This is a genomic window from Haemophilus sp. HMSC61B11, from assembly GCF_001838615.1.
Classification (GTDB): Bacteria; Pseudomonadota; Gammaproteobacteria; order Enterobacterales; family Pasteurellaceae; genus Haemophilus_D; species Haemophilus_D parainfluenzae_AD.
Map to the genome: position 1 here is coordinate 1,007 of NZ_KV837977.1, position 239 is coordinate 1,245.

Consider the following 239-nt stretch of genomic DNA (forward strand, 5'->3'; position numbering starts at 1 on the left):
TGCGACGGCATATTGTACGATTGCTGTTTCATAAATATAGTTTTTGTTTCTAGCTTCATCCAAATTGTTAATTAATTGTTTTTGCTCCTGAGGGGAATAAACGTGCGGATAAGTTTTAAAAATATACCCAACCATTTTTTCTCTTGTTTCCAACCATTTTTTATCTTTAAATCCATTCACTTCAAATTCTGTCAGGAGAATCGGGATGTTTCGGGTGTCTTCCGGTAAGGCTTTAAGTT

The 239-nt window shown here is 34.7% G+C and carries 1 pseudogene; it reads right to left on the minus strand.

What is annotated here, in order from left to right:
- Nucleotides 1-239, minus strand: a pseudogene (locus tag HMPREF3263_RS10955) (DUF4123 domain-containing protein); the annotation flags it as partial.